This is a genomic window from Caballeronia sp. dw_276 (assembly GCF_018449635.1).
In the GTDB taxonomy this organism is placed as follows: Bacteria; Pseudomonadota; Gammaproteobacteria; order Burkholderiales; family Burkholderiaceae; genus Caballeronia.
In genome coordinates, this window is record NZ_JAAVUV010000013.1 from 65,306 (window position 1) to 89,860 (window position 24,555).

Consider the following 24,555-nt stretch of genomic DNA (forward strand, 5'->3'; position numbering starts at 1 on the left):
AGCTGCGCTCGTCCGGATAACGCAAAACGCAACGTTTGCAACGGGGAAGACGCGTCGTTCCCGCGCAAACTAATGACTCCTCGACCGAAGTCCGCGGAAAACTCGATTCTCATCCGACGCCAAGCTGCAACGCCTCGCGCAGCGCGGCTGTCTGAAAGGGTTTCCGAGAATTAGCGAGTAGTGACGTTACGCAACACGGGAGCCGTGCTGCCGCCGCAGCGGCCCTTGATGGACGCAGCGACGATGGCGATCGCGATCGGCACGGTCAAGGCAAGGAACAACTCCCCAAAATTCCACTTGAAGCTGATTAGCACCGCACCAATCGATGCGCCAGAGATCGCGCCGAAGCGACCGATGCCTGTCATCCAGCTTGTACCGGTGGCCCGCATCTCCGTCGGATAGTAGCCGGCTGCCATTGCGGTCCAACCGGTGTTCGTCGAGTTGATGCAATAGCCCAACAGGAAAACCAGGGTCATGAGGCCGAAGAGGCCGGGACTCAATTTTGCCAGCGCAACGGTGAAGATTCCTGCTGCGAGGGGCGTACCAATCATCACCTTCTGCGGGTTGAAGCGGTCCATTTCCCAGCCGATGATGATGTTGCCAAGCGTTCCGCCCACTTGAAGCATCGCACCCACCAGCGCGGCATCAGCCAGCGAAAAACTGTTGTCCTTAACGATGATCGGCAGCCAGCTATTTAGGAAGTATACCGTCATCAGGTTCATGAAAAGACCGACCCAAAGAGCCAGCGTCACAGTCGTGTGCGGCTTGGCAACGATAAGCCTGATCGCGGCTTTACCGGAGTGCTCCCGTTCGGCAGTGAGGAACTCCGTCGAGACATCGGCCGAATTCGGCTCGATCTGATTGACGATACGTTCGAGCGCACTTCGGCCGCCATGTTTGACTGCGAGAAATTTCACCGATTCCGGCAAAATGAAACACAGGGCGAACGCAAACAGGATCGGTACGACGCCGCCGATGACCAATATCGATGCCCAACCGTGAGTCGGGATCAGATAGCTCGAGAGGAAGCCGCCACCGGCTGCGCCCAATGTAAATCCGCAATAGATCACCGTCACCATCAGCGAACGATACCTCTTGGGCGCGTACTCCGAGGCGAGCGTCGCGGCATTGGGCTGAGAGGCGCCGAGCCCTAGCCCCGTCAGAAAGCGCATGACCGACAGCACCGCGATGTTCGGCGACCAGGCGGAAGCGAGGCTCATGAGCCCGAAAAAGAGAATCGCACCGATGATGACCTTGCGCCGCCCGAATCGGTCCGCCAGCGGGCCGCCGGTCAAGGCACCAATTGCGAGCCCGAATAGGCCCATGCTTAGCACCGGCCCGATGGCGGCGCGTGTGAGCCTCCAGTCGGCGACGACTGCGGGCGCGACGAAGCCCATCACTACGACGTCGAAGCCGTCGAGAATGAGGACCACGAGGCCGAGAAGTAATATCCTCCAGTGAAATGACCCGAAGGGCCGGGAATCCAAGAAATCCTGGATGTTGAGTTGTTTATTGAGTGGCATGGTTGTCTCCTGTGGATTCTGACTAGCGACGTGCCGTGCCCAGAGCCGGCTGCGCATGTAGTGGATGCTTTCGGCGATGGCTTGCTCATCGCTCTCGTAAGCGGGATGCAGATAGTCGATTTCCAGCGCGAGCAGACCTGTGTAACTGTGCTTGCGCAGTTCGGCGAATGCGTGCGGCATATCGATGATTCCCCGCCCGCCCGGCACGCTCGGCCAGAACGCGAAATCGCGCGGATTGCCACCCTTGGCAGAGATATCCTTGACATGCGTCGCCCCGGCGTAAAGCGCTAGCTTTTCAATCGCAACGGCCGGGTCTTCGAGCATGCGCAGGTTATTCGCGAATCCGAACAGACGCCAAGCCACGGCGAATCGATCGTATCGACCAACTCCACCAGTTCGTCTGCGAGCAGATCGATGTGGTGCTCGATCGTGAGTACGACCCCGTGCTGTTTCGCATGCGCGGCGGCGTTAGTCAGCAGTGGGACGAGCTTTTCCTTGCGGTAACTCCAGTTATCAGGTCGCGTGCGGCGACCGCCGGAACAGATCCCCGTGACCTTCGCGCCCACGGCCGCGGCGATTTCGGCATGGCGCTTCAAGTCGGCAACTTCTCCGGGCGCGCAGCCCGAGCGGAGCCCGGCCGGATGGCCCCACGCCCACACGGGCTCAAGACTTCGCTCTTCGAGCTCAGCGCGCAACGTGGCGATTTCGTCTGGTGACGGGTACGGTATGAAGCACGACTCCAAAGAAACGCCCGCAACGCCGAGTGCTTTCGCCCGGTCGAGAAAACCCCGCATGGTGATGCGCGTCCCCGGGTCCTGTTCCAATCCGGCATAGACCTCGCCGAAGTAGCGGTGATAGCTGTACGAATCGATGGCGAGTTTCACAGGTTGGCCTTCGTAATTCCAATGTGGATTACGCTCTACTTTACATAGTTATCCTAAGCGGAATGCTTCAGTGCAAGGAGCACCGTGTGACCGCAGCAGGTAAGCGTCAGCAGAGTTAAAAAACCTTAGTCAAAGACCAGGTGTACGCACCAGGCGAAGTCAGGCGAAGTCCACGTCAAATATCTCTCGATCGGTCCGACGCTTATCAGGGCGTTGCCTACAACCTCTTGCTTATAGGAAAGGCCGATATAATCAGTCAGCAGGCTATGAATGCTTCACAGGACCTCGCCATTCCAGTCGAACGAATCGGGCAAGCCAAAAGACGACGCCGCTATAGGCATGGCGTGGTTCATCATGTTCCTTCCATGATGAATCCTGAGTCCGCGCGCGTGTGCCGATTCGAGCAGCGGGGTCATGCGCGGCCCATGATGACATCGGCCACGACGGCATGAAGCGGCAGTTCACCGACGGTAAATGGCAGGTCGTCGCTGGCGTTCAGTCCGACCGGTGATGCGTTGATGGCAATGTCAATGTCCCTCATTGAAGGCCTGCCCGTTGCCAAGCGCGCGCTTGACACGCTTGCAATCGAGCGCGCCGGTTCACGTGCACGTCCTTCATCAACGTCATAGACTGTGAGGCTCGCGATCTTATCCACTCCGAGCGTCCACCCTATGCTTCGCCCCACGCCGCCGCAGCCATGCAGATAAACTTTTGCACCGTCGAGGCTCACGCCATCCGCACGTAAGCCTGCGATAAAGCCGGCGCCATCGACGTTGTCGCCTTCCCATGTCCCATCCGCCTGTCGCCGCAGCAGATTGATGGATCCAATGCGCTGCGCACGTTGCGTCAACGAGTCAGCGTGATCCATTGCTGCGAACTTGTGCGGCATCGTAAAAAATGCACCATCGAAGTTCTTAATCGCCTTCAGCCCCTTCATCGCGGTATCAAAGTTCGAAGTAGTGACGTCGGCTGGAAGCATCAAGGTGTTGACGCCGTAGCGTTTGAAGAGCGCGCTCCAGACGATCGGCGCGCGAACATGCGCGATAGGCGAACCCAGGATATAAAAGAGACGCGTCTGCGTATCGACGGGTGAATCGCGCGAGTTTCTTTCATCTTTCATCATTATCTTGTCCATGTTGGCTCCGGATCCCTCGACCCGACGCAAGCCAATCAGTGAGAAGTGGCATTTATTAGCCTCGTATTGCGCCGGCAACTGCAGACAAATCCCTCAAAAATCGCAGCACCGATCGAAAACACGGACAACTTAAAGATCTGATCGAAACTCCGCTCATAAGATTATGCGATTGAATTGGTCGAGTTAAATCTCAACGAATTCGATGTGGTTTTATGGGACTTCAACGCGTCGGCGATCAACGAAGACTGGAATTCGGCGATGTCCAGTGGAAAAGCTCACACATTGAAGAAATCCCGAACATCGAGGGCCCACACGCACATCTGCGTCTCCTTTTTGTTTTCGTTATGTCTTCAACGCTTCATGCAATGGTGTCGGACGCCCTAAATCGGGCATCCAAGGTGATATCGACCTTTCGACGCGTCCGTGCTGCCTCCACAACAGCGAGAGTTGTCGCAAGCGTCCGGGCGGCATCGTCCGCGCTGATGAGCGGTTCAGCCGCTCCGCTTATGACATCAACGAAGTGGCGCAATTGATTTGCATAGACGTTTTCTTCTTCCATTGGAATGAGTTGGTCACGAATCGGGCGATGACGGCCTTTCTCACCGTCGTATGACCAGAGGGTTCGATCCGGCAACGAAAGAGAGCCGTCCGTGCCCGCGAAAAAATGCGTTGGCACCGGACGGTAGTCGAAGAGCTGGCGGTCTTCTCCCGCCGCGGTATCCCAACTCCATGGTGTTGCCGCGGTATCGGACAGACTGATGTTCGCGACCGTTCCATTATCGAGTTCAAGCGTGCAAGCAGCCGAATCCTCGACTTCATTCGCCCGGGTCTTGTTCGACGCTACCGCCTGAACCGAAACGATGTCTCCACAAAGGTGCCGAATAAGATCGATCTCATGGATCATGTTGATAAGAATCGGCCCACCTCCGGTATGCCGACGCCAAGGCACTGCGAAGTAAGCATCCGGCTTGTACACAAGACACATGATGTTCACGGCCACCAGCTTGCCGATGCGTCCCTCGTCGATCGCATTCTTTGCAGCCCGCACCATCGGGTTGTGCCTACGATGGTGCCCAACAAGCACCGGCACACGCGCGGTGCGTGAAGCTTCGGCAAGTGTTCGCGCGGATGCAAGATCATCGGAAATCGGCTTTTCGACTAGCACCGGAATTCCGCGCTCGATACACGCCATGCCGACTTCCACATGCGTGCTGTTTGGCGTACACACAATGACCGCGTCGACATGCTGCGTATCCAGAAGCTTGCGATAGTCCTTGTAAAGCGGCACTCCCAGCGTAGCGGCTTGGTGTTCGGCCTCCGGGGACGGATCGGCGATTCCTACAAGCTTGCATTGATCACTATTCGCGATCTCCTGCATATGACGCTTGCCGATGACTCCCGCCCCGATTACCGCGATGCTGATTTCCGACATTTGCCTGATGCCTCCCAAATAATATCTTGTATGTGAACGTGTTCTCGTACATGCATGTTACAAGTGTAGAAACTAGATAAACAGGATGTCAACGCATTTTCCACTTGAGTTCACATAGAGAAACAAACGAGGGTTTATCCCGAAATGGCCAAAACATGCTTGACTCCACACGCTATAGAAATCACCATGTGAACGTATTCACCCATATGAACTAAAGGACATTCATGAACGATGTGATGCTTGACCGCCACGCCATTCGCGAAGCAATCGACAACTGGGCCGTGTGGCGGGATGCCGGAGACTGGGAACGCTTCGCGAAATTGTGGCATCCCGAGGGCGTGATGATGGCTACATGGTTTCAGGGCAGCGGACCTGAATTCATTCGCGTGACACGAGAGGGTTGGGCACGCGGCGTCAGCATCCTGCATTTTCTCGGCGGTACGTCAATCGATCTCGCGGGGACGCGTGCGATCGCACAGACCAAGATGACCATCTCGCAACGCGGCGACGTTGAGGGGCATCGATGCGACGTCGTGTGTACCGGGCGCTTCTATGACTTCTATGAAAAACTGGATGGCGAGTGGCTGCTGCGCCTGCGTCAGCCGATTTATGAGAAAGACCGCCTTGATCCCGTCGAAACTGGTGTAAAGCTGGATCTCGACCCCGAGATACTCGGTCGCTTCCCCGAGGGTTATCGTCATCTCGCGTATATTCAGACGAAGATCGGTTATGCCGTCAAACGCGACATGCCAGGTCTCACCGGCCCCGCCGTCGAGTCGCTCTACGCACGCGGCCCGGCGTGGCTCGACACGGGAACATTGTGATGAGAGGACAGGTCGACGCTTTCACCTATGACGCATTGCCAGCCCGCATCGTCATGGGTGCGGGAAAGCGCAAGGACGTCGCAGCGGAAGTCGAAAGACTCGGATGCAAATGTCCTTTGATTGTCACGACGCACGAACAGGCGGCGCTCGGCGACGACATCGCGCGACAGTTCGATGTCGGATCGACCACCCTCTTCGCCGCTGCCGCCATGCATACGCCCTGGGATGTGACCCAACGGGCGCTCGAGGCCGCTCAAAGCGCGCGCGCGGATTGCGTGATAGCAATCGGTGGCGGCTCGTCCATCGGTCTCTCGAAAGCCATTGCGTTGCGCACGAAGCTGCCGCAGATCGTGCTGCCAACTACGTACGCGGGCTCCGAGGTGACGCCCATTATAGGAGAGACGCGCGACGGACAGAAGCACACGCAGCGCACGTTAGAGGTGCTGCCCGAGGTCGTCATCTACGACATCGAGTTCACGCTGACTTTGCCCGTCTCGCTGAGTGTTGCGAGCGGCCTCAATGCGATTGCGCACGGAGTCGAAGCGCTCTACGCAGCAGACGCCAATCCGGTGACCTCGATGATGGCGGAGGATGGCATCGCGGCGCTTGCGGAGTCGCTGCCGAACATCGTCCAGTCACCGGATTCGATCGAGGCGCGGCGTCTCGCCCAATACGGCGCCTGGCTGTGCGGAACGTGTCTTGGAACGGTCGGCATGGGTCTGCATCACAAGATTTGCCACGTGCTCGGCGGAACGTTTAACCTCGCGCACGCGCAAACCCATGCGGTCATGATTCCGCATGTCGTCGCTTACAACGCGCATGCCGCCTCAGATGCGATGTTACGCATTGCTCGCGCGCTAAATGCACGGCACGCGTGGACCGGGTTACACGAGCTCGCGGTCAAACTCGATGCGCCGCGCTCGCTCGAGACGCTCGGCATGCCTGAATCGGGCATCGAGCGCGCCGTGGAACTGACCATGCAGAACTTCTACTCGAATCCCCGTGCGCCTGATGCAGACGCGCTTCTTCACATGCTCCGGCAGGCATGGAGAGGCGTGCCGCCCGAGCCGATGGAATGAGGATGCCCATGAGAAACTTTGATGAAGACAACATCACGCAGGCCGTACTAGACCGGCTGAGCGGCTGCACGGACCCGCGTATGCGCCGGATCAGCGAGGCGCTCGTGCGCCATCTGCATGCTTTCGTTAAAGAGATAGAACCGAGCGAAGAAGAATGGGCGGGAGCCATTACGTTTCTCACGAGGACCGGGCAGATGTGCTCGGATACGCGGCAGGAGTTCATCCTGCTGTCGGATACACTTGGAGTCTCCATGCTCGTGGATGCAATCAATCATCGTTTCGATGAAGGCGCCACGCAAACCACCGTGCTCGGTCCGTTCTATGTAGAGGAAGCACGCGATTTCCCGCTCGGTGCGCATATCGCGCACGAGTCTGATGGGCCGGGACTCATCGTCGAAGGCACGATCGAAGACTCCCGGGGCAACCCCATAGCGGGTGCGTTGATTGAAACCTGGCACGCCGACGATCGTGGCTTCTACGATGTTCAGCGCGACACCGGCAAATCCGCGCTCGACATGCGCGCACGCTTTCATACCGACCAAGAGGGACGCTTCTGGTATCGATCCGTCGTGCCTGCTGCCTACCCTATCCCAAACGATGGTCCTGTGGGCGCGATGCTGGACGCTCAAGGGCGGCACCCGTTTCGTCCCGCGCATGTACATTTCAAACTAAGCGCGCCGGGGTTCGAGACCATCGTGACGCATGTCTTCATCGATGGCGATCCGTATCTGGACTCGGATGTCGTCTTTGGCGTGAAGGATGCCCTGATCACGAACCTCTCAAGGATAGAGGGACGTGTGAGCCCCGGTGGACACGAAGTCGAATCGCGCACGTCGTTGATCGCATACCGGTTCGTGCTCCCAGACAAAACCATAAGCTAGCGGAAGGACCCAAATGCATAAGCTTTCCTTGCACCACCTGACTATGCTCGACGCGCACCCACTGCAGCTCGTCGACGCCGCGCATGCCGGCGGATTCGACTACTACGGATTACGCGTCGTGGCGCCGACCGCGGCCGATACCATCATCGACGTGGCACATGATCCCGTTCTCATGCGGGAACTGTCGGCACGAATGAAAGCGACTGGCGTGCGTCTGCTCGACATCGAAGCAATCTGGCTACAGGCCAAGACGAGTATTGAAGACTTAATTCCGGCTCTCGAGGCAGGGCATCGCCTGGGAGCGAAGCATGCGCTGGCCGTAGGCTTCGACGATGACCGTGCGCGCCTCACCGACAACTTCAGCGCACTGTGCGAAGCCGCCGCACGCTTCGAGATGACCGTCGGCCTCGAACTGATCACTTATTGTCCTGTCGGCACGTTAGACGATGCGCTCTCGCTGATCCGTGCAAGCCGTCAGCCGAATGCGCGTGTCCTGATTGACACCCTGCAGGTGTTTCGGTCCGGTGCCAGCGTGGAGGACATCGGTAAAGTAGAAGCACGCCTCATCGAATACATTCAGATATGCGACGGCCCGCGCGCTTCGCCTGTTTCGGTCGACGAGCGGCGCACGGAAGCGCGCACCGCGCGCCTGCTGCCCGGTGAAGGCGAGCTCCCATTGTACGAACTATTGACGACGCTGCCGGCCAACCTGACGCTTGCTGTCGAAGCGCCGACGCGAGAATTACGTGGCCGTCCGTTCAATGAACAAGCGCGAACGATCATGGAAAGGATGCAGCGCTTTCTCGCCTGAGGCGCGTCACTCCGTCAAGTATTGACGCTGTATTCGTGCGGCCGAAGTCGTGAGAATGGCGATTGCCCGCTCGCCAATCTCTTTCGAATAACGCACGGCCGGAATTGCAAGATTCAAAGAACCAAGCGGAAAGCCGCTCTCCGACAAGATGGGCGCGCCAAGCCCCACGATGCCCGGCGTGTACTCTTCCAAGGACTGCGCAAAGCCTTTCTTGCGCACGTCCTCGAGCGTCGCAAGCAAAGCTTTCTTCGAGGAAATCGTATTCTTTGTGAAGCGCTGGAACGTGACCGCGCGCATATATTCCTCACGCATCACGTCAGGAAGATATGCAAGAATCGCCTTGCCTCCGGACACGGCATAAAGCGGTGCGAGATCGCCAAGCCGCATGTGCGATTGCAGGCGCTGCTGACTAATGACCGTGGCGACGACTTCGACCTGCTCGCCCTTTAATTGATTCAGCGCGCACGATTCCGCGGTCTGTTGCGTGATGTCGCGCAAAACCGGTTCCGCGCAGGCGATCAAGCTGCGCCTCTGATTTGACTGCTGCGCAAGCTTAAGGATTGCATCGCCGAGCCGGTAGCCTTTGGTTTCGGCCACGAAGCGCAAGTAGCCACGGTCCGTGAGATTGCGAATGAGCTTGGTCAAACTGCTCTTCGGGATATCGAGTGCCTCGGCTATTTCCGCGTGCGACATTTCGCGACCCCACTGAGCCAGAAGCTCAAGCAGGTCGAGGGTACGATCAGCCGACTTCACGGTACTCGCCGTCTCGACATCGTTCGCGCGCATGATCTTCGGGTCCTTGTTCATATGGGGGAACATGGTATATCGCGTCCGGTAAATGTCAAGCGGGCCGGGCTGCGGACGAGCGAGTCCGGTATAGAACGGAATCGTCAGATAACGCTTGTTCCTTTAGTAGAACACGTTCACAATTAGATTATTAGCTATTCTTCAATGAACTAACATTTACACGCGAGGAGCACATGGAAAAAATCGCGCAAGGCTACGGAGGCAGTACCTTCTCATTCATGTGGCAAGACACAGCGCTCGCCGCGTTGCGGAAGATGCAGAATCTGGATTTGAACAACTTCGACGTGCTGGTCGTCCCCGGGCATCTGTGGCCCGATGAGCTTTCCGCAGCGGAGAGATCTGGGTTGGCAGGCACTTTGAGAAACGAAGGCATTCGCATCGAGTCACTCAATCTCCCGGCGCTCGATCTCAACCTTGTCAGTCGCGTCGAAGAATTCCGGCGCTATTCCGTCGACCTGTACATTCGCACCATGCAACTCGCCTCCGACCTCGGCGCGGGCGCAGCGGTCGTAGTCCCCGGGAGGGTTTCATCGCTATTCCCGCCGCCCCGCAAAGATACGGAGTTGTTGCTTCTGGACAGCCTGGAGCAACTTCTGCGGGTTGCCGAACGCCTCGATCAGAAAATCTTCGTCGAGCTTCATCCCCAGACGCCTATTCCGACCACTGACGCAATGCTTGCCTTTCTGGACAGGCTTGCTCATGACAGGATTCTGATTGCGTACGACGTCTCGAACGCCGAATTCGTCGGAGAAGACCAGCCTGACGCGATCAGGCGGTCTGGCAATCGCATCGGGCAATTCCATCTTTCCGACGGTACACGCAGCCAGTGGCGCCATGACCGGATTGGTCTTGGAACTGTGCGCTTCGACGAAATCCTGGACGCAATGAAGGAAACTGGTTTTTCCGGAACCTCAATTCTCGAGATCATTTCTTCGTCGGCATTGGAAGACTTAAGCGCCTCTGCCAATGCGCTCAAGCGCAGCGTGATCGATTAACCGAATTGAAGGACCTTCCATGCGTTTTTCTTCATGTGCTGCTCAATTGCCCTCGTCGTTCGAGCATCGGCCCGCAATCGTGAACGATGTCAATCTGCACTATGTGATCGGTGGTAAGGCGCCGGGTTCAGCGCCGCTGATGCTCCTCATCCACGGCTTCCCGCAAAACTGGTGGAGCTGGAACAGCGTCCTCACCGAGCTGGGAGAGCGATATACCGTCGTCGCGCCGGACCTCAAGGGCGTCGGTTTGTCCGACAAGCCCGCGTGCGGTTATACGAAGCTCGAGATGGCCGACGATCTAAACGCTCTCGTTGAGAGCCTGGGTGGTGCGCCCGCGCATATTGTCGGTCACGATATCGGCGGGATGATTGCCGACGCTTACGCAACCAGCTATCCGGCGCGCTCGCTCACGATCGTCGATGTGACGATTCCAGGCATCGGCGATTGGGATCAGGTAATTGCGGATCCACGTGTCTGGCATTTTGCCTTTCACCAAAAGCGCGATCTTCCTGAAGCCTTGGTCGTAGGCGGCCGAGAGCACGTGTACATCAGCTCGTTTATCAATCGGCAAACTTTCCGCCGGGGCTCGATCTCTGCCTCGGACATCGACGAGTATGTCGAGGCGTACAGGCATTCGGGTGCGTTCCGTTCGACGATGGAGATGTACCGACAGTTCCCACAGGATGCAATCGACAACCGCAGTGCTGGACGACTTCCCGACCCCCCCCGGTGCTCACCATTGGCGGCCAAAAGCGCTGGGCTGGCCGCGTCGGCGAACGCCTCGGCACCGTGTCATCGAACGTGACGAGCGTCTCGATTCCAGACGCCGGTCATTTCGTCGCCGAAGAGCAGCCCGGGCGCTTCATCGACGCGATGTTTCACTTTTGCGGGTGAGGAAACAAAAATTAAAGGAGACATAACGTGGAAGCCGAATCGAAAATCGACATCAAGACATTCCTGGACGGACGGTCGTTGTGTGCCTTCCAGATTCGCGTCGTTCTGTTGGGTTTGCTGGTGCTGATCCTTGATGGAATGGATACCACTGCCATGGGGTTCGTTGCGCCGGCCCTCGTCGCCGACTGGAAGCTCGCGCGCGTTGCGCTGTCTCCGGTCTTTATGAGCGGGCTTCTTGGTCTCGCCGTCGGGGCTCTCACAGCAGGCCCGATCGGCGACCGGCTCGGTAGAAAAGCGGTCATCGTCTCGTCCGTTTTTTTGTTCGGATTCTTCAGTCTTACCTCGTCCTTCGCGAATGATCTGTGGACCCTGGCGCTGCTGCGGTTTCTGACGGGACTCGGTCTGGGGGCTTCCATGCCCAATACCGCGACGCTGGTGTCCGAGTACGCGCCGGCGAGGCATCGCAATCTCATGATCACGCTCGTGTATGCAGGCTTCGCGATCGGCGGCGCAATCGGCGGCGTTGCGAGCAACGTCCTCATCGAACTATCCGGTTGGCGCGCCGTTCTCTTCGCTGGCGGCGTCCTGCCAATCGCAGTCGGCTTGCTGATGGTTTTCGCGCTGCCGGAGTCCATTCGATTTCTTGCGACACGTCACGACAAAAGACTGGCTGTTCAACGCATCATGCAGAACCTGGCGCCTGGTCTCCTGCATGCAGGCACAGTCATCTGCACCTCGGACGACGACATTGCGGGGAGCGGTAGAGGCAAGGTGGCGATCATCGTCGGGCGCGGGTATATCGTCGGAACCGTGAGTCTCTGGATCGGCGTGTTCGCGACGCTCTTTACACTCTACCTCATCAACAGCTGGCTGCCACTGATGATTAAAGACGCAGGCATGAGCCTGAGCGACGCGTCGTTGATTGCGACGCTTAGCCAGGCTGGGGGAGCACTGGGTTCGCTGGCGGTCGGCTGGTGCATGGACCGTTATTCGCCTCACAAGGTGCTCTGTGCGACGCATGTCGCCGCCGGACTTTGCGCGCTTTGCATCGCGGCCACCGAGCGCACGTTGATCACCACGAGTCTACTCGTATGCGCGATGGGCTATTGCATGAACAGCCTGAACGTGGGTTATGTTGCCTTGGCCGCGCGCTTTTATCCTACCCCCGTCCGCGCAACGGGTACGAGCTGGGAACAGGGTATCGGCCGGTTCGGCGCCATCAGCGGTGCTGCTATGGGTGGTGTACTGCTTGCGACGGGTTGGAGCTTCAATGCCGTATTTGGCGCGCTTTGCGTGCCGATGGCGATCGGCATGGTCGCCGTTTTAATCAAGAGCATCTTCGCGCCCGACGTCGCGTCTGCCGACATGCCGACGTTGAGTCTCGAAGAGGTCGCCACTTTCGCAAGGGAATGAAGATGACTCGAGAAAACATTTCGTTTCGCTCTCATCGTCTGCATGAAGGACGATTGGCCTATCGTTGCAGCATGGCGGCCGGCGCGAAACAAACCGTGCTGCTCCTGCATGGTTGGCCGCAGACATCCTGGGCGTGGCGGCGAGTCATACCTCTGCTAAGTGAGCAGTTCGATGTAATCGAGCCCGATCTCCCCGGCTTCGGCGATTCCTCGAAGCCCGAGTCCGGCTTCGACAAGACCATCGCGCGCAAGCTTCATGAGCTGGTAGAAGCGCTGGGTATAGCAAAGGTAGCATTCGTCGGTCACGATCTGGGCGGTCACGCTGCGTACGCGTACGCCGCTCAGTGGCCAGAAGCGGTCAGCCATTTCGTCTTTGTTGAAAGCAGTCTTCCTGCGTTCGGACAGGAAGAAGCGATGGACGTATCCCGCGGCGGAAGCTGGCACTTCGGCTTCAACATGGCCGGCGACATATCAGAATCGCTAGTTGAAGGTCGCGAGTTTCTCTTCGTAAACCACTTCGTGCACCGGGAGACTGTTGGCGCGTTCGATCCCGATTCGATCACCAGCGACGACGTCAACGTCTATGCTCAGGCGCTCGCGCGTCCCGGCGCCTTGCGTTGGTCCTCTAGTTATTACAGGGCTTTGCCGCTCAACCGGCAAGACAACGTTATCTGGGGCAAGACGCCGCTTCCGATGTCCGCGTTGAGTATCGGCGCACAATGGGGTTATGGACCGGCATCCGCTAAAACGCTTACGCGTGTCGTGGTGAACGTGTCGGAGATCATCATTGACGAATGCGGTCATTACGTTCCTGAAAAGCGGCCTGTCGAATTCGCGAAAACGGTGAGCGATTTCATATCGAACGAAGCTACCTAATCAACACTGCAAGGATGAGATATGGACACCGCGCAATTTCGACACGAGGTCGTTCAAGTACAAGACATCAAGTTGCATGTCGTGGTGGGTGGAAATGGTCCGCCCGTTGTGCTTCTGCATGGATTCCCTCAGACCTGGTTTGCGTGGCACAAGGTCCTTCCCCTGTTTGCATCAAGCTACACGGTCATTGTGCCTGACCTGCGGGGTGCGGGACTTTCCGACTGTCCTCAAGGCGGTTACGACAAGGCGACCATGGCCGCCGACATCCACGAGTTGATGCATGTGCTGGGTTTCGAGCGTTACGCGGTATGCGGACACGATATCGGTGCAATGGTCGCGCTCGCGATTGCTTGCAACTATCGTCAGGCGGTCACGCATCTTGCCATCCTCGATTCGGCAATGGCGGGCTGGAGCAAGTGGGAAGCCATCTTCTCGGATCCGCGCGTCTGGCACTTTTCGTTTCACATGAAAGAGAACCTTCCGGAGAGGCTTCTTCACGGACGTGAGTATGACTATGTCTCCACCTTTCTTTTCGAGCGTACCTACGATCATTCGGCGCATTCGTTCGAGGACATAGACACTTATGCAAGGGCCTTTGCGCAGCCGGGACGAACGCGCGCTGCACTCGAATGGTACAGAGCCTTCCCCAAGGACCATGCCGATGCATTGCGCTGGAAGGAAACGCCTCTTCAAGTACCCGTACTCGCTTTGGGCGGACAGCATCGATGGGGACTTGGAATGGCTGAGATTGCCAGAGAATTCGCAACTGACGTGACGGGGCGAAGTGTCGCCAATTCAAATCACTGGCTGGCGGAGGAACGTCCGGTCGAGACGGCGCATGCCATCCTGGAGTTCCTAGGATGAAGGTCGAGGCCAACTAGCGTGTGATGAGGCTATATGAAAACAGGTCATATCGAAGGATTCGAATCGCGCCGGTGTCCCGGTCATGGTGTCACGATCGATTCGCTCGTTGGCGGTTCAGGTCCACCACTTCTTTTGTTGCATGGCGCGCCACAGACACGGGTCTGCTGGAGTGCGGTCGCCCCGGTGCTCGCGGAACATTTCACGGTGGTCGTACCCGACCTTCGCGGATATGGCCGAAGTGACAAACCGCGCGGCGGCGGCGATCACTCGGCCTACTCGAAGCGCGAGTTGGCATTAGACCAGATAGCGACAATGGACGCCCTTGGATTCGGGCGCTTAAGCGTGGCCGGACACGATCGCGGAGGACGGGTCGCTTATCGTCTCGCGTTGGACCACCCAGACCGTATCGATCGGCTTGCGGTGCTGGATATCGTACCGACGAGCGATGCCATGGCCGCATTCGATCAACATTCGGCACTGCGCTTTTGGCACTGGGCATTTCAGGCACTCGACGAGCCATTTCCGGAGCGCATGATCGGCAACGATCCTGCTTACTACGTCGAGACCATGTTGAGCGCACATGCATCCAAAGGCTTTCAATTCGACCCGTCGAACGTGGCAGACTATCTGATGAGTATCAGCGACCCTGCCGCGGTTCACGCCATGTGCGAAGACTATCGGGCAGCATGGACCATTGACCGCGAGGTGGATGAATCAGAATTGGGCGTTCGAACCATTGAGGCGCCTGTCCTCGTTCTTTGGGGACAAGAGACGCCAGCGGCGAATTCACCATTGGAAAAGTGGCGCCGATGGGCGAAGGTAGTAGATGGCCACGCCATCAAATGCGGGCATTTCGTTCCTGAAGAGGCACCCATGGAAACTGCGACAAGCCTTCTACGATTTTTCTCCTGACGACCCGTTACCATCCGACCAACTCGCGGCGGTGTGACAGCTGGCGTCCACTTCTCCCGGCCGAACTCAGTCTACTTGCAGGCATATCTCGATGGGCTCGCTTGTATTTAACGACTGTTCGGTCTATATTCTAGACATGAAACAGCAATCCTCACTGCGGATGCCGCGTGGCCGCCCCCGAGAGTTCGATACGGAGGCGGCTGTCGAGCGCGCCATGGCCGTCTTCTGGTCCTCCGGTTATCACGGTACATCACTTCCTGATCTGCTTGAGGCGACGAACCTCTCGCGCGGAAGCCTTTATGCAGCCTTTGGCGACAAACATGGGCTGTTCCTGCGCGCGCTCGATCGTTATATTGACGATGCTCTTACGCGGCTCGATACCGAACTCGATCCAACAAAAAATGCCTTAGCTGGTCTACGAGCCTGTTTGGCTGGTTATGTCGATCGCACGAGCGGCGTTGCAGGCAAGCGCGGCTGCTTGGTGGCTGCGACGGCCATGGAATTGGCCGCTCACGACACCGAGGTAGAGCAGCGCATCCGACGGTTCTTCAGGACGATGGAGACGCGCCTGACCGAGGCGCTGACGCGTGCGCAGGCAGCCGGCGAGCTGGCCGACGGTGTGGTGCCCGCGACCGGCGCCCGCTTGTTGCTCTGCCTGCTTGAGGGCATGCGGGTTGTTGGCAAGACGGCCCCTGACCGCACCGTGTCGCAAGCTGCGGTCAAAACCCTCATCGACCGAATTGCCAAGTAAAACATAAGTTGATCAGACCATCAATCAAGAACGTCCATTTATGGACTGTTTGGTCGCGAAAGGAACTCTGATGTCCCAGCTTCAAATCGCCTGCGCAGTGCTCGTCTCACTATTTTGGGGGCTACAGTTCGTCGTCGTCAAAATTGGCCTAACGGCGTTTCCCCCACTGTTCTTCGTTGGTCTGCGCTTCGCCGCGGTCGCGGCGATTCTGCTGCCGTTTGTCGGTCGGCCAACCCGGCGCGAAATCGGACCGATGATCGCCATCTCGGTCTTTTTCGGCGGCCTGAACTTCGCGCTCTTTTTCGTCGGGCTCGGGCAAGGACTCGCGAGCGTATCGTCTGTCGCCAACCAGCTTTCGACACCCTTTACCATTCTCCTCGCTTGGCCATTTCTCGGTGAACGGCCTTCAACGTGCGTGGTCGTTGGCGTGGCTCTGGCATTCGCGGGCGTGGCGCTGACCGTGGCGGAACCAAGTGCCTCGGTGGAGATCGTGCCGACCCTGCTGGTGATCGGCGCCGGCTTCGCCTTGGCGGTTGGGAGCGTCCTCACTAAACGATATGGTCCGTTCGAACCGCTAAAACTCATGGCCTGGATGTCGCTATTTACGGTTCCGCAGGTTATGGCGACTTCCTACTTTATCGAGCACGGTCAACTTGCGTCGCTCCATGCGGCCAGCCTGTCGGCTTGGTTGGCCTTCGCCTACACCGTCTTGTTCGGCGCGGTCGCCGGTTGGGGCCTGTGGTTCTGGTTAATTGCCTGGTGCTCGATGACGCGGGTGGCGCCCTTCGCGCTGTTGCAAATCGTCTTCGCAGTCGCCGCCGGGGTAGCCTTCCTGCACGAACCTCTGACGCTAACGCTCATTGCAGGAGCCGTCATTTGCATCGTTGGTGTAGTCATCACCCAAAGCCGATCTTTCGCCCGGCATAGCGCGCCGACGGCACCTCGCGTACCGGTCGAGCCAATCCAAGGAGAATGCCTGTGAACCCAGAAACGATTGTTTACGAGTCGCTGCGTATAGGCGATATGCGATTTGCTTATCACCGCGCAGGCCACGGGGGCGTGCCAATTGTCCTGCTGCACGGCTGGCCACAAACATCATGGGCTTGGCGCCACGTGACACCGCTCCTCAGCCCGATGTGCGATGTCATTGTCCCCGACCTGCCGGGCTTCGGCTATTCGTCGAAGCCAGAGGGAGGGTTCGACAAGAAGACGATCGCCCGCCGTCTCAGGGATTTCGTGCAGGCGCTCGGCCTGTCCCGCATTGCGCTCGTCGGCCATGATCTGGGTGGACACGTAGCCTATGCCTATGCTGCCCAATGGCCCGAAGAAGTCAGCCACCTCGTCTTCATCGAAAGCAGTCTGCCCAGTTTCGGTCAGGAAGAAGCAATGGACGTCTCGAAGGGCGGAAGCTGGCACTTTGGCTTCAACATGGCCGGCGATATATCTGAAGCGCTGGTGCGGGGCCGGGAATACCTCTTCGTTGACCATTTCATGCGGCGCGAAACGGTCGGTCTCTTCGATCCCAATTCGGTGAGTCCAGCCGACATCGAACACTATGCCTCTTCGCTCGCACGACCTGGCGCGTTGCGGTCTTCTTTCAGCTACTACCGCACCTTGCCGATCGACCGAAATGACAACCACGCATGGGGGCAAACTCCGCTTGCCATGCCAGTTCTCGCGGTCGGCGCTGCGGGGGGATACGACGGGGCATCGGCGCACACAATTCGCCGCGTGGCGAGCGATGTCCAAGATGTGCGGATTGAGCGCTGCGGACATTATCCGGCCGAAGAACGCCCGGCGGAACTGGTGACCGCGATCCGAGAATTTCTCGCTAAGCCGGACGCCGCAGCGTCTGCATAACGCGCGGAAAAAACAATCAAGGAAAAATTGAAAGGGAACACTATGAACTTAAATCTCGATGGATTTCGACACCGCATGGTGCGCGTGGGTGATGTCAACATTCATGCGGTAATCGGCGGCGAAGGCCTACCGCTCGTTCTCTTGCATGGATTTCCGCAGACTTGGTGGGAATGGCGGAAGATGATGCCATTACTCGCCGAGCGGCACACCGTGGTCGCTGTGGATCTGCGTGGCGCTGGTCACTCGGACAGCCCTCAAGGTGGTTATGACAAGGCGAGCCTTGCCGTGGACGTTCACGGCGTGATGGAAGCCCTCGGCTTCAAACGCTATGCCGTCTGCGGTCACGACATTGGGGCTATGACTGCCCTCGCGCTTGCCTGTACGCATCGCGAAGCTGTCACCCATCTCGCGATCTTGGACGCGTCTATGCCGGGTTGGAGTCAGTTTGAAGCCAACTTCGCCGACCCGAGAGTGTGGCATTTCGGGTTCCACATGAAGCGAGACCTGCCGGAGCGCCTGCTCTTCGGCCGCGAGTACGACTACGTCTCCACCTTTATCTTTGATAGGGCTTTCGACCATGGCGCGCACACGGTCGAGGATTCGGAGGTGTTCGCCCTAGCCCTTGCGCAGCCGGGGAACACCCGCGGCGGCCTCGAGTGGTATCGCGCTTTCCCAACCGATCATGCAAACGGTCTCGCGTGGAAAAGGCAACCCTTGACGATGCCAGTCCTTGCTTTGGGAGGAGAACACAATTACGGGTCGAGAATGGTCTGGATGCTTGAAGAGTTCGCCACAGACGTTTCCGGCGGAAGCATCGCCGATTGCGCCCACTGGCTGCCCGAAGAACGTCCGACGGAGACGGCGGAGGCGGTGTTGGCGTTTCTAGCCGACTGATGCGTCAAAACAGACATCCGCGGCTGATGCCGCGCATTCTTTTAAAAGAAAGGACAACACATCATGGCAAAGTTCGTTTTAGTACACGGGGCGTTTCAGGGCGGCTGGGTCTATGCTCGGGTCGCGCGCTTGCTTCGCGAAGCAGGGCATGAGGTCTACACGCCAACTTTGACTGGGCTCGGTGAGCGCTCCCATCTGGAGGATCGTGCGATCAATTTGGATACGCACATTCAGGACATCGCAAGTGTCTTCAAGCACGAAGATATCTCCGATGCCATCCTCTGCGGCCATTCCTACGGAGGTATGGTCATCACAGGCGTCGCCGGCGAAATCGGCGAGCGCATTCGTACGCTCGTCTATATCGACGCTTATGCACCCGCTGACGGGCAGTCGCTGCTGGATATCACAGGGGGGGAGACGGCCCTGGCTTTTCTGGAACAAGCGAGAAGCAGCAACGGCATGATTCCCCCTATTCCCGCCGCCATATTCAACGTGAACGAGGATGATGCCGCCTGGGTCGACACGATGTCGGTGGCACAGCCACTGGCGACCTTTGTTCAAGGCGTGCGGACCGGCGTGGAATCGAACTCCGTGGCAAACCGCACATACATCTTCGCGAGCGCGAACGGGGGCGATTGGTTCGTCTCGACTCATGCACGACTAAAAGACCATCCGCAGTGGAAAGTGCATAACATCGCGTGTGGGCACAGCATCATGCTCGACCGTCCACAGGAATTAGCCTCGCTACTGCTGGAAGAAGCCGCTAGTTGAGAACAAGAACCGCTGGTTGGACTTTACAACCTGAAATGAGCGCAGTGCTCGTCTTAGCAACCAAGCCGTCACCCGGCGGCGGTAACGTCTGTTACCGATCTAGCCTAAGCCGGTGGACCGCGCGATTCGGAATATCGGCTTGGGTACGTCTAATCCATACGCCCAAGGCGTTCGCTTGAGCCGTCAAGACGGGTTTTATGATTGCCATTTCGGCTGAAACATTCCTAACCAGCCCGGTCAGACGATAGGGCCATGTCTTGATGCGAGTCCGATAACGGAAGATTTGGATGCGGGCGAAATGATCACCGGACAGCGCTCTAATTGCACCTAAGGCGCGGGGGGAACGTCCAATGCTCCGCCTCTGGAGGTGACGCTGTCATGTCTCACTACGAAAGCCCCGGAGCCATGGGCGAGGTCCGACCTCCACGATAGATGTGATCGCTGGCAGCAATTCCGTCCTTGCGACGTCAAGCCGTATTCCACAGACGGCGGCGATTTCGACGTCACACTGTGCCTGATCAAAGCGCCACTCCTCATGTTCCCGCAATCTGCGGATTTGAACCTGCGTGGTGCTAGTGCTAATCGAAGTAACGCGGCGCACATCCGAGAACCCACACGGACCATCACTTGCAGATGCGCTGCGACGGCCTCTTATGTTGAGTAGACGCGCGCGTCGCGCGCACGACAAACACTGCACTAAAAAGGCCAGTAATAGCAATTTCCCCCCCTTCGAAGGGCCTGCGTTGAAGGTTGACGCCAACGCAGCACTGACAAGCCGCACATCATCGGCACCTCAGCCGCTCCTATTATCAAAAATATAGATAACACTCATCGATCGGACTTCATGGACGTTGCTCGAAAATTCTCGAATACTTAAATAACCCGGTGAATATCAAGCCGGCTAAAAACAAGAGGGAGACATATCGTGCAGACCGATTCACCGGTAAGCGTCGAAAGGTTCATCGATTCTCAACCGCTTTCGAGGTTTCAGAAGCGCATTCTGGTTCTTTGTTTTCTTATTGTGGCTGTCGACGGCTTTGACACCTCGGGAATCGGTTTCATCGCCCCCGCTATACGTGCCGATTGGCATCTAGCAGCCGCGGCGCTAGCGCCTCTCTTTGGCGCGGGGCTATTTGGCTTGACCACCGGCGCGCTGTTGTTCGGACCGTTGGCAGATCGCTACGGCCGAAAAAAAATCCTGATCGCGGCCATTTCTGTGTTTGGACTCGCGAGTCTTGCAGCTGCCGCCTCGCCGAGCCTTGGGATACTGATCGCGTTGCGCTTCCTGACCGGAGTCGGTCTCGGCGGTGCAATGCCAAACGCCATCACCTTGTCGCGGGAATATTCGCCAGCTTCACGTGGCTCTAGCCTCGTAACGCTGATGTTTTGCGGCTTCACCATCGGCGGTGCGCTGGGCGGTCTCGTCAGCGCACAATTTGTGAGCACGATTGGCTGGCGGGGCGTACTTGCCGTAGGCGGCATCGCGCCGCTCGCGTTGGTCCCGCTGCTGGCCTTCGCGTTGCCGGAGTCGCTGGGGTTTCTTCTCCTTCGCGGAACGCCGCAAGACACCGTGGTCGCCGAGGCGATATCGACGCGCATTTTGCCCAAAGGCGCACCGCGCGTGTCACTTCGCTCAGAAGAAAAAGGACTTCGCCAAAAGTCCTCTGCTCAAGCCTTGTTTGCGCCTCGAATGGCGCCCATTACCTTACTTCTGTGGACAACGTTTTTTATGATTCTTCTGATCGTGTACCTGCTGACGAGCTGGATGCCCCTGCTACTTGCGGCTGCGGGAGTGTCGCTCAAGCAGGCGTCATTGATGACGATGATGTATCAGGTCGGTGCCACGATCGGTGGAGTCTGGTTGGGTCGACGCATGGATCGTTCAAATCCGCAACGCGTGCTCGCGCTCGCTTTCCTGGTGGCCACGGGCCTGTTCGTTATCTGCGCGTTCTCGGTAAGCTCGAAGGCCATCATTGTAACGACCATCCTCGGAATCGGCTTCTGCATCGGTGGCGGCACGATCGGCGGCTACGTGCTATCCGGAAGCTATTATCCGACCAGCAGCCGAGCCACCGGAGTGGCTTGGGCAAATGCGGCGGGCCGCGTGGGCGCTGTGCTCGGCTCAATGCTCGGCGGCGCACTGATCGGTTACGGTGTCACTTTCGAAACGTTTCTTCTTTCGCTCGCCGTTCCTGGTGTGATCGCCACGCTGTCCATGCTTGGTCTCGAACGACTGCGCCGCGAGCAAACATCGTTGGAGCCGCTCACTGTTCAACCAGCCGGAACGAATAATGCGCACTCGCCGCGCAATGGCGTTTAAAGGGCCGGCGGTGTTTCCACGAAGACGTCCGTGACGACCGAGCGCAACCAACAATGCCCTGCGTCGTGATGATTCCGCGGGTGCCAGTGTTGCTTTACCGCATACGCGGCCAGATCGAAGGGCAATGCGAACGAACGAATCGACTTTTCCGCAAGCATGAGCGCCGCAAGTCGCGACGGAATCATGGCGATGAGATCCGTGCGCGCGACGATCTCGGCGACACCAAGATAACTCGGTACTTCCAGCATAACATTTCGGTTGAGCTGTTTTTCACGCAATACCCGATTGAGATTCGAGTGTCCCGTTCCGGACGGCGTAACGGAAACATGTCCTTCGGCAAGAAAATCCTGAACACTCGGTTGATCGCTAAGTCTCGGGTGATCCACCGCCACGATGCCGACGTAGTTTTCATCCATGATTTTCTGTTGATAAAAGCCGTCGTGGAGCTGGGGCATGAAACCGATCGCGAGTTCAACGGCTCCTGTTTGCAGCATGCGGACTGTTTCATCGGCAATGTGGCTGATCGCAAGTCGAACTCCGGGCGCGACGGACCGTAATCGATTGAGCAACCGGGGGAGCATCACGTTTTGAGCAATGTCAGTAAGCGCCACTCTGAAATTGCGGTCGGCATCGACGGGGCTAAAAAGCGCCTGGTATCTGGATACGGCGTCGAAGGACGCGAGCAAATCTAAAACCTGTTCATACAGGTCTACTGCAAACGGAGTGGGTTCCATTCCATGGGAGTATCGAACGAAGAGCGGGTCGCGGTAATGCTCGCGCAATTTAGCTAGATTGAAGGAAATGGTCGGCTGAGATAGCCCGAGATTCACCGCAGTTTGCGAGACGCTGCTGGTTCTATAGGTCTCCGCAAATATCGCAAGCAGTTTGAAGTCAATTTCTGCCATTTTCTGTCCGATGAAAGTATGGATCCCCTGCATACCACAATTATTAATCTTGAAACTAAGGAAACGCTATGAATACGAACCCGCCAATTGCGATGGTCACAGGCGGTCGGCGTGGCATTGGGCGAGCAATCGTCTGGCATCTTGCAGACCAGGGCTTCGACATCGTCATCAACGACCTTAGCGACGATGACAATCTACGGGAGACCATCGGCGGGGTCGAGCGTCGAGGGCGTAGATGGGCGCTCGCCTTGGGGGATATCGCTGACCTGAACGGGCAGGACGACCTTGTTGAGAGAGCGTGGTCTGCTTTTGGGCGCATCGATACCCTGGTCAACAACGCTGGTGTGTCGGTATTGTCGCGTGGCGATCTGCTCGACGTTTCCGTCGAAAGCTACGACCGAAACTTGGACATCAACCTTCGCGGGCCGTTCTTCCTTACACAACGGATTGCACGCCGCATGCTGGATGCGGGCGACTCCTCCTACTATCGCTCCATCATCTGCGTGTCCTCCGTAAATGCCGAAACGGTTAGCCTCAACCGCGGCGAGTATTGCATTTCCAAAACCGGCGTCTCGATGATGGTCAAGCTATTTGCGACGCGTCTCGGCGCGCACAGTATCGGCGTTCACGAGATTCGGCCCGGCATCATCCGGACCGATATGACGACAGTGTCGGCAGCCAACTTCGATGAGCGCATTCGCGAAGGCCTGACGCCGATCTGCCGTTGGGGTGAACCCGATGATATAGGTTGCGCAGTCGCCACACTCGCCGTTGGGACGTTCTCCTTCTCTACCGGAAGCGCCTTCGAACTAGACGCCGGCATGCACCTCAACCGCTTTTAATGAGCCTTGATAGTTCGCCTGGGCGTGAAATTAAAAGGAGGAATGTACCAATGAAGTCACCCCAAAAATCAACCATCATCTTCGTGCACGGTGCCTGGCACTGGGGCGGTTGCTTTCAAAAAGTGTCGACCCTGCTTTCGGCGCAAGGCCACCCCACCTTGCTCCCGGACCTCAAGTCCCACGGCTTCGATCCCGCGACCTACGACCAGGTCGCCGACATCGCTGACTACACCGCATCCATTGCGACGCTGCTCGGGAACGCGACAGAACCCGTCGTGCTCGTGGGACACAGCATGGGTGGTGTGGCGCTGACCTATCTCGGCGAGAAGTATCCGGAAAAGATCAGCAAGCTCATTTATCTGACGGCGTTCATGACGCCGAGCGAAAAGTCCGTGAACAACTACCTCTTCTCGGACGGCTACAAGAATGATCCAGACGCAAAGGATCTCTTCGATATCGTGGCTGGTTCACCGGACAAAAAGGGAGTCACACTGAACACCCACGATGCCGCGAAAGTACGATCCTCGTTTTATGGCGATTGCAGCGAGCACGATGCCGCTGTCGCCGCGCGCAACGTCATCCCTACAAACACCACAGCGCCCTATGTCGCCCTGACGGTCACAACGCCAAGCAGGTTCGGGGCGATTCCGAGGGTCTATATCGAGTGCACGAAAGACCGCGCACTTCCCCTTAGTCAGCAGCGGCAGATGCAGGCCGACGTGCCAGGTGCAAAAATTGTCACCCTGGAAAGCGGTCATTCGCCCTTCTTCTCACATCCCGACCATCTCGCGGAGATCATCATTCAAGAAGCTAGATAACGATTCCCGATTCAACGGATTCTCAATCATTTCTCACCCGAATTTTGGAGAACACAAATGTCATG

Annotated in this window: 25 protein-coding genes; 18 read left to right on the forward strand and 7 right to left on the reverse strand. The window is 57.7% G+C overall.

All coding sequences use genetic code 11. From position 1 onward, the window contains the following. Positions 1-170: 170 nt before the first annotated feature. From HB633_RS24560 to HB633_RS24575, 5 genes are all read right to left on the reverse strand, one after another. Positions 171-1,847 carry an MFS transporter gene (locus HB633_RS24560; protein WP_255581121.1) on the reverse strand — a complete coding sequence of 559 codons (1,677 nt, stop codon included), beginning with the start codon at positions 1,845-1,847 and terminating at the stop codon, positions 171-173. Beyond that, complete coding sequence (locus tag HB633_RS24565; RefSeq protein ID WP_213780714.1) at positions 1,811-2,407, reverse strand: TIM barrel protein; 597 nt, start codon at positions 2,405-2,407, stop codon at positions 1,811-1,813. The genes HB633_RS24560 and HB633_RS24565 overlap by 37 nt, the downstream gene beginning before the upstream one ends. A gap of 275 nt (positions 2,408-2,682) precedes the next feature. After that, a complete protein-coding gene (locus tag HB633_RS31010; RefSeq protein WP_255581122.1) occupies positions 2,683-2,823 on the reverse strand; it encodes a hypothetical protein in 141 nt (46 codons plus the stop codon). Further along, positions 2,820-3,620, reverse strand: coding sequence for a shikimate dehydrogenase (locus HB633_RS24570; RefSeq protein WP_255581123.1), 801 nt, complete (start codon positions 3,618-3,620; stop codon positions 2,820-2,822). Before HB633_RS24570 ends, HB633_RS31010 begins: the two co-directional genes overlap by 4 nt. Positions 3,621-3,900: 280 nt before the next feature. Beyond that, complete coding sequence (locus tag HB633_RS24575; RefSeq protein WP_213780715.1) at positions 3,901-4,974, reverse strand: Gfo/Idh/MocA family oxidoreductase; 1,074 nt, start codon at positions 4,972-4,974, stop codon at positions 3,901-3,903. 224 nt (positions 4,975-5,198) lie between these two features. On the opposite strand from HB633_RS24575, the gene HB633_RS24580 reads away from it, so the two are divergent. From HB633_RS24580 to HB633_RS24595, 4 genes are read left to right on the forward strand one after another with little or no spacing between them, the layout of a single operon-like run. After that, positions 5,199-5,798: a nuclear transport factor 2 family protein gene (locus tag HB633_RS24580; protein WP_213780716.1), complete on the forward strand. Its 600-nt coding sequence runs from the start codon at positions 5,199-5,201 to the stop codon at positions 5,796-5,798. Next, positions 5,798-6,877, forward strand: a complete 1,080-nt coding sequence (locus tag HB633_RS24585) for a maleylacetate reductase (protein ID WP_213780717.1) — start codon at positions 5,798-5,800, stop codon at positions 6,875-6,877. The genes HB633_RS24580 and HB633_RS24585 overlap by 1 nt, the downstream gene beginning before the upstream one ends. A gap of 8 nt (positions 6,878-6,885) precedes the next feature. Continuing rightward, positions 6,886-7,758, forward strand: coding sequence for an intradiol ring-cleavage dioxygenase (locus tag HB633_RS24590; RefSeq protein WP_213780718.1), 873 nt, complete (start codon positions 6,886-6,888; stop codon positions 7,756-7,758). Between the two features lie 13 nt (positions 7,759-7,771). Further along, entirely contained in the window at positions 7,772-8,569 is a 798-nt protein-coding gene (locus HB633_RS24595; RefSeq protein ID WP_213780719.1) for a TIM barrel protein, read from the forward strand. A 6-nt stretch (positions 8,570-8,575) separates the two neighbouring features. On the opposite strand, the gene HB633_RS24600 is transcribed toward HB633_RS24595, so the two are convergent. After that, a complete protein-coding gene (locus HB633_RS24600) occupies positions 8,576-9,388 on the reverse strand; it encodes an IclR family transcriptional regulator (RefSeq protein ID WP_255581124.1) in 813 nt (270 codons plus the stop codon). 161 nt (positions 9,389-9,549) lie between these two features. Here HB633_RS24600 and HB633_RS24605 point away from each other — a divergent pair, with 161 nt between their 5' ends. The 12 genes from HB633_RS24605 to HB633_RS24660 all read left to right on the forward strand — a co-directional run bounded on the left by HB633_RS24605 (position 9,550) and on the right by HB633_RS24660 (position 21,925). Beyond that, a complete protein-coding gene (locus HB633_RS24605) occupies positions 9,550-10,371 on the forward strand; it encodes a sugar phosphate isomerase/epimerase family protein (protein ID WP_213780720.1) in 822 nt (273 codons plus the stop codon). A gap of 19 nt (positions 10,372-10,390) precedes the next feature. After that, positions 10,391-11,176, forward strand: coding sequence for an alpha/beta hydrolase (locus HB633_RS24610; RefSeq protein ID WP_255581125.1), 786 nt, complete (start codon positions 10,391-10,393; stop codon positions 11,174-11,176). Between the two features lie 116 nt (positions 11,177-11,292). Beyond that, a complete protein-coding gene (locus HB633_RS24615; RefSeq protein ID WP_213780721.1) occupies positions 11,293-12,678 on the forward strand; it encodes an MFS transporter in 1,386 nt (461 codons plus the stop codon). A 71-nt stretch (positions 12,679-12,749) separates the two neighbouring features. Continuing rightward, positions 12,750-13,553, forward strand: a complete 804-nt coding sequence (locus HB633_RS24620; protein WP_255581150.1) for an alpha/beta hydrolase — start codon at positions 12,750-12,752, stop codon at positions 13,551-13,553. A gap of 21 nt (positions 13,554-13,574) precedes the next feature. Next, entirely contained in the window at positions 13,575-14,417 is an 843-nt protein-coding gene (locus HB633_RS24625; protein ID WP_213780723.1) for an alpha/beta hydrolase, read from the forward strand. A gap of 33 nt (positions 14,418-14,450) precedes the next feature. Next, positions 14,451-15,329, forward strand: coding sequence for an alpha/beta hydrolase (locus HB633_RS24630; RefSeq protein WP_213780724.1), 879 nt, complete (start codon positions 14,451-14,453; stop codon positions 15,327-15,329). 91 nt (positions 15,330-15,420) lie between these two features. After that, positions 15,421-16,080: a TetR/AcrR family transcriptional regulator gene (locus HB633_RS24635; RefSeq protein WP_255581126.1), complete on the forward strand. Its 660-nt coding sequence runs from the start codon at positions 15,421-15,423 to the stop codon at positions 16,078-16,080. Between the two features lie 70 nt (positions 16,081-16,150). Next, on the forward strand, positions 16,151-17,062 hold the full coding sequence (locus tag HB633_RS24640; protein WP_213780725.1) for an EamA family transporter: 912 nt from the start codon (positions 16,151-16,153) through the stop codon (positions 17,060-17,062). Continuing rightward, a complete protein-coding gene (locus HB633_RS24645; protein ID WP_213780726.1) occupies positions 17,053-17,940 on the forward strand; it encodes an alpha/beta hydrolase in 888 nt (295 codons plus the stop codon). The genes HB633_RS24640 and HB633_RS24645 overlap by 10 nt, the downstream gene beginning before the upstream one ends. A 42-nt stretch (positions 17,941-17,982) precedes the next feature. Further along, a complete protein-coding gene (locus HB633_RS24650; RefSeq protein ID WP_213780727.1) occupies positions 17,983-18,834 on the forward strand; it encodes an alpha/beta hydrolase in 852 nt (283 codons plus the stop codon). Between the two features lie 63 nt (positions 18,835-18,897). Beyond that, complete coding sequence (locus tag HB633_RS24655; RefSeq protein ID WP_213780728.1) at positions 18,898-19,605, forward strand: alpha/beta hydrolase; 708 nt, start codon at positions 18,898-18,900, stop codon at positions 19,603-19,605. Between the two features lie 925 nt (positions 19,606-20,530). Further along, positions 20,531-21,925, forward strand: coding sequence for an MFS transporter (locus HB633_RS24660; protein ID WP_213780729.1), 1,395 nt, complete (start codon positions 20,531-20,533; stop codon positions 21,923-21,925). On the opposite strand, the gene HB633_RS24665 is transcribed toward HB633_RS24660, so the two are convergent. Then, the gene (locus HB633_RS24665) at positions 21,922-22,830 is read right to left on the reverse strand and encodes a LysR family transcriptional regulator (protein ID WP_213780730.1); all 909 of its coding nucleotides are present in this window, start codon (positions 22,828-22,830) and stop codon (positions 21,922-21,924) included. The two genes, HB633_RS24660 and HB633_RS24665, sit on opposite strands and share 4 nt — an antisense overlap. Positions 22,831-22,898: 68 nt before the next feature. On the opposite strand from HB633_RS24665, the gene HB633_RS24670 reads away from it, so the two are divergent. After that, complete coding sequence (locus HB633_RS24670; protein ID WP_213780731.1) at positions 22,899-23,672, forward strand: 3-ketoacyl-ACP reductase; 774 nt, start codon at positions 22,899-22,901, stop codon at positions 23,670-23,672. A gap of 50 nt (positions 23,673-23,722) precedes the next feature. Then, positions 23,723-24,490, forward strand: a complete 768-nt coding sequence (locus tag HB633_RS24675; RefSeq protein WP_213780732.1) for an alpha/beta fold hydrolase — start codon at positions 23,723-23,725, stop codon at positions 24,488-24,490. The last annotated feature ends 65 nt before the right edge of the window (positions 24,491-24,555 follow it).